General features: G+C 33.1%; 6 protein-coding genes and 1 pseudogene. 5 read left to right on the top strand and 2 right to left on the bottom strand.

The annotated features are described in order from the left end of the window. On the bottom strand, positions 1 to 375 hold a 375-nt coding region (locus tag BLO14_RS05585; RefSeq protein ID WP_091973893.1), incomplete at its 3' end, for a hypothetical protein. A gap of 24 nt (positions 376 to 399) precedes the next feature. After that, the gene (locus tag BLO14_RS05580) at positions 400 to 1,848 is read right to left on the bottom strand and encodes a plasmid maintenance protein (RefSeq protein ID WP_091973890.1); all 1,449 of its coding nucleotides are present in this window, start codon (positions 1,846 to 1,848) and stop codon (positions 400 to 402) included. Between the two features lie 377 nt (positions 1,849 to 2,225). Here BLO14_RS05580 and BLO14_RS05575 point away from each other — a divergent pair, with 377 nt between their 5' ends. The 5 genes and pseudogenes from BLO14_RS05575 to BLO14_RS05555 all read left to right on the top strand — a co-directional run. Beyond that, complete coding sequence (locus tag BLO14_RS05575) at positions 2,226 to 2,639, top strand: hypothetical protein (RefSeq protein WP_091973895.1); 414 nt, start codon at positions 2,226 to 2,228, stop codon at positions 2,637 to 2,639. Further along, positions 2,632 to 3,324, top strand: a complete 693-nt coding sequence (locus BLO14_RS05570) for a DUF261 family protein (RefSeq protein ID WP_091973887.1) — start codon at positions 2,632 to 2,634, stop codon at positions 3,322 to 3,324. Before BLO14_RS05575 ends, BLO14_RS05570 begins: the two co-directional genes overlap by 8 nt. Further along, positions 3,324 to 3,686, top strand: a complete 363-nt coding sequence (locus BLO14_RS05565) for a hypothetical protein (RefSeq protein WP_091973884.1) — start codon at positions 3,324 to 3,326, stop codon at positions 3,684 to 3,686. Before BLO14_RS05570 ends, BLO14_RS05565 begins: the two co-directional genes overlap by 1 nt. Positions 3,687 to 3,696: 10 nt before the next feature. Continuing rightward, entirely contained in the window at positions 3,697 to 4,083 is a 387-nt protein-coding gene (locus BLO14_RS05560; RefSeq protein ID WP_091973881.1) for a BBA14 family lipoprotein, read from the top strand. Positions 4,084 to 4,145: 62 nt separating this feature from the next. Then, a pseudogene (locus BLO14_RS05555) lies at positions 4,146 to 4,512 on the top strand (right-handed parallel beta-helix repeat-containing protein); the annotation flags it as partial.

Below are 4,512 nucleotides of genomic sequence, written 5' to 3'. Positions count from 1 at the left end.
CTTACCTCCCGATCCGGAAACTGCCGCAACACCAGAAGCCTTCTGCAACCTACCAAGAAATATCTCCTTGTAATCTTTGAAAATTTTGGCTAATATCTTCTTAAGACTAGCATATCTTTTTGCCTTACAAATATATTCAAGACCATCTACCTTCTCAATAGTAAATCCCATTTTGGAGTTGTATTTCTTCTGAATCCACTCATCCAAGAACTTATAAACGTACTCGTAGTCCAAATCTTCTGGTTTCAAATGGGGAAAATTGGTAATGGATTTGTCCTTAGCTTTGTTTTGAATTTCCGTGCCCATGTAAACATGCCAAATTTTGTCCCTTCTCAAGTAAAGTCTTCTTACTAAATGTTTCATTCTTATTTTCATTTTACCTCCTAAAGCCAAATAGGCTCAAATTACTTTTTTACTAATTCCCAAACTATCAAGTGTAAGGCCTTTGAGAGACTTGAACCCCGAAGAATCCTTAACAATGCCTTTTGTATTTTCTCTTTCGTAAATTCTTCTATGAGGCAGCTGCTGCGACTGCTGAAGCTGCGGCGGCGCGCCCCTATTTACATTATATTGCTGTTGATTCACCGAATCTGATATTTGTTCACCAGACTGAACTTGGTTATTATTCGATCTCTCTAAGCGCTCTCTACTACGATTTTCTCTCTCTCTAGCTTCCATTTCTAGAACTTTTTTCACATAATCGATATTATGAACCTTTTTACTTACAAATTCATTGAATCGATCTTTCCAAATCAGATCATAATCACTGCTAACTCCATCATTACGCTTCATCATCATCCAAACTTTATACCGATATTCGGAAAATTGTGCTAAGAAATGCTCAAGAATATACTTTACTTTAGCATTTGGAAGCTCATCAAGAACTGTTTCCAAATTATTAAGAGCGTTTTTGTAAGTTGTTTCATTGTTACTAAGATCTTTTACTCTGTAAAGGAAATCTTTTGGGATGTCTCTTTGAATAAGTCTGTCCTCGACATTATTTTTTTCAGGATCAAGATTGTTTTTTAGAATTTTTGAATTAATATTAGAATTCTTTGAATTCTTATACTTAATATTGCTTATAATAGCTTTATTAATAACAGGCGGCACCACTTGAGGCGACATAGTATTGAGACGACATTTGGTGTGTTGAGCAAGTAAGCTAATGTCGCATGGTTGTTCAAAAATCCCAAAGGAATTTTTATGTGAAACTTTGTTATCAACAAACCTAAAGGATGTGGTATTCTTAGTATGATTTTGAAATTTGTTTTGGATATTTTGAAATTTAGAAACTTTGAACACCGCATTTTGAATGTTCCAGTCGAAGTCGCCTACTATTTTTTTGTTTGCAAGTTTTTCTTCAAGTAACGATACGAAATATTCCCAAATTATTTCTTTGTGGTAGGCTACAAATTGCATGTTCTGAATATAATGTGCAACACTTCCATGTCCGGTTTTGTCTTTACCAAATTTTCTAATCACGGTCTGAATTAGACCAAGATCGTTAAGAATCTTAATGTCGCGCTGTACGGTGCGTTTGCAAACGGCTTTTTTTGAATCTTTTTCAAGAAGTTTTGCAACAATTCTGTAAATGTCGCAAGCCGAATAACGCTCAACCCCAAAAGATTTTTTGTAGTTTTTATTTTTTACACTGATTGCCCAGTAGACTTTCAGCATTCTTTTGTATGGGGTTACACAAATTTTTTTGATCAAAGACTCAACATAGGACACTTTTACAGTGCCCGTACAAGTCTTTTTGTTGTTGTTCTCCACCAACTTAATAAGTAAGTTTTGAAAAGTGAATTTAGAATTGTCCAAATTAGCTTTTTTTATTAAAATGTTTTTCATAAATACTTTATGAAAACCGCTTCATCACTAGTGATGAAAGGGTAAAAGTCTGGTAGCACTTGCAACTAGACTTTTCTTTTTCTTTACTCCTCTATAAAATCAAAACCTATGGGGAGGTAATTTTATGAAAAATCCTCTCACGAAAATATTATACAACAAATTGTGATTTTTGAAACCAAAAAAAAGAAAAAATTTTTTTGATTTTTGACAAAAACGCTGTAGATTATACAGTATCTAATACTGCGAAAGCACTATTAGATAATTTGGACTTAACAGTCTGAATTAGCTAAGTCATATTTTATTTATTTTGTACACGCGTGCAAAATGGGTGAAGTATGACTTTTTTTTGTAAAAAATTGAAATCTGATGGAGGGTATATGGCAAAACTAAAGAAAGTAAATATTGTAAGCAGTATCATAGCCATGCTAATAATATCAATCTCTGGACTGGGCACATACGCTTTCAAAGGACTTTTGTCGGATATCAAAATTCAAGCCGCTAAGGTCAAGGCTGAAGTTTTCAAAGAACTGGAAAATTACTACAAAATGGTTAAAGCCGAAATTTTCAAAGAACTAGAAAATTACTACAACGACAAAATCAAAACTGAATTCGAAGAAATGAAAAATTCAGTAAAAGAAGAACTAAAAAGAACCACAGATTTCATCAATACCGTAAACAAAGAAAACTTAGCACAAGAAATTAGAAATATTTGCACAAAAGAAAGAATTAAAGCACAAGAAATTTTACAAGAACAACTAAGATTAATGAAATTGGAAAAATTAAATGAATAACAAAATGTTTTTAGGAATTTACAATTTTTTTTACAATCTTTTGAAAGAATATTTTCTAAAAAAGTACAAATCAGAATTATTGGAAAGTACACAGCACTACAAAAACTTAGAAAAAGTGACTTTCACAGAAGTCGAAATTCACAGACTTGCAGTGCCGTTGCAAATGAGGTTCAAAGAACAAAATGAAATTATCTCAAAATTTGGATGTTATTTTCTTTGCATTTTGTTTGTTGGCCTTGTAGTAAAAGAAATCAAAAACGGTGTGGAAAAATGTTTTGATTGCTTTGAGATTGATTTACTTTTCAAAGGCCTTGTAAGTAAAGGTTGCCTAAGGGGTGACAATGCTTTTGTTAATTCTCCAAATGCAATATTTGCAAACTTGGGCATTGACGAGGATATTTACTTTGATGAAAAACATTATCCGAGCTCTTACGTGCCTTTAGAATCGGATATTTTGATTGCAAAGTACAAAGACGAAAGTTCTAGTTTTTACCATTTTGTAATTGTAGCAAACGACAAAAAAACCGTAATTTGGGATTCACTTGGCAATTCTAAGGCCGTTTCTAGCGGTTACATAGACTCGCTAAGGGTTTTCAAAATTCAAAACAAAGAAATAGTAAAGCGCGTAAAGAATAGATTAGAATTTTACAGCGCAAAATTTAGAAATAATTTGGAGGTAGCGTAATGAACGCAGTAAAAAATATTCATGAGCTGCTAGACGCAGTGGACGTAAAAAATGCACTACTCAAAGGGTTTGAAAGCTCTTTTGGTAGAGAAAAATTAGATATAGTAAACGAAGGAATGGCCTTCACAAGCTCACTTTTAAGATTGGTCTTTTTTTTGAAAGACAAAATCGAAAAAAACAATGAGGACAAAGCCGCTGTTGAGCTAATTGACAAGCGCCTAAAAGAAACCATTGAGCTTTCAATACAAGCTTCCGAAGCTTACAGAAATTCTGGAGGTAGCTTTTGCGAATACAGAAAACTCATAAAGCTTCGAGACCAAGTTACAAGCAAAATGCTAAAAGATTTGGAAAATCAAGTATAAGGAGACAGCAATGCAAAAATTAAAAACAAAAATTAATTTTTTAGGAATATTTTGGATACTCTTACTACTACTTTCTTGTGAATCAATACCATCGCTTCCTAAAAAACCAGCATTAATACATAAAGAAGATATTTCAAGTCTAATTTCTGATGAGGCGGAACTTTTTAGATACGCAACTTCTTTGAATGTTTGGCTTTTGTCTGTAAAAGCCTATGCTAACAAGTACTATGCTGGTGAAAAGTTTCCCATTTTTGAAAATTTTGAGCCTATGGTTGACGATGAAAATGAACCCGATGATACCAATATGCTAAAAAAGAGAATTGCATACTACAAAAGGTACATAGAAAAAACTGAACCGATTGTATTCGATTGCTACAAAAAATATAGCAGAAGGTAAGGTGCGGTAAATTGCAAGATCAAGTGGATGTAGTTCAAGAAATTAATTTGAAAAGTCCGGAAATTGCTGACGAAAATTCAGAAATCGCTGATTTAAGTCAAGAAGTTGAAAAAGGCAACGAAACTGCAGAAATATCAAGTGCCAAAGAAGATACAACAGAAGATTGTACTTCTTTGGGGCTTGACATTGTATTCTACACGGACGAGGGTCAAATTTTTGAACTTACCCCTTTTGTAGATATTTCAAGCATTGTATTAGAAGAAAAAATAGTAGACCCAAGCCTAAAAACGGCAGCAAGCAGTTTTAGCTTTAGTGTAAGCGGCCTATCAGAAGAATTTTTGAATTTCTTATTCTTCAGAAACGAAGACATTTTCGTAAAAGTAAATGATAAGAATAACCCCGTTTTTAGGGGAATTCTAGAAAAATTTT

Origin of the sequence: Borreliella japonica (assembly GCF_900099615.1) — a bacterium.
GTDB classification, from domain to species: domain Bacteria; phylum Spirochaetota; class Spirochaetia; order Borreliales; family Borreliaceae; genus Borreliella; species Borreliella japonica.
Note: the sequence above shows the minus strand (reverse complement) of the source record. Positions and strands in the feature narration are given on the sequence as shown.

What these genes read in the sequence shown, in the direction of transcription:
- BLO14_RS05580 (WP_091973890.1), bottom strand. Translation starts at nt 1,848, where the DNA reads ATGAAAAACATTTTAATAAAAAAAGCTAATTTGGACAATTCTAAATTC.
- BLO14_RS05575 (WP_091973895.1), top strand. Translation starts at nt 2,226, where the DNA reads ATGGCAAAACTAAAGAAAGTAAATATTGTAAGCAGTATCATAGCCATG.
- BLO14_RS05570 (WP_091973887.1), top strand. Translation starts at nt 2,632, where the DNA reads ATGAATAACAAAATGTTTTTAGGAATTTACAATTTTTTTTACAATCTT.
- BLO14_RS05565 (WP_091973884.1), top strand. Translation starts at nt 3,324, where the DNA reads ATGAACGCAGTAAAAAATATTCATGAGCTGCTAGACGCAGTGGACGTA.
- BLO14_RS05560 (WP_091973881.1), top strand. Translation starts at nt 3,697, where the DNA reads ATGCAAAAATTAAAAACAAAAATTAATTTTTTAGGAATATTTTGGATA.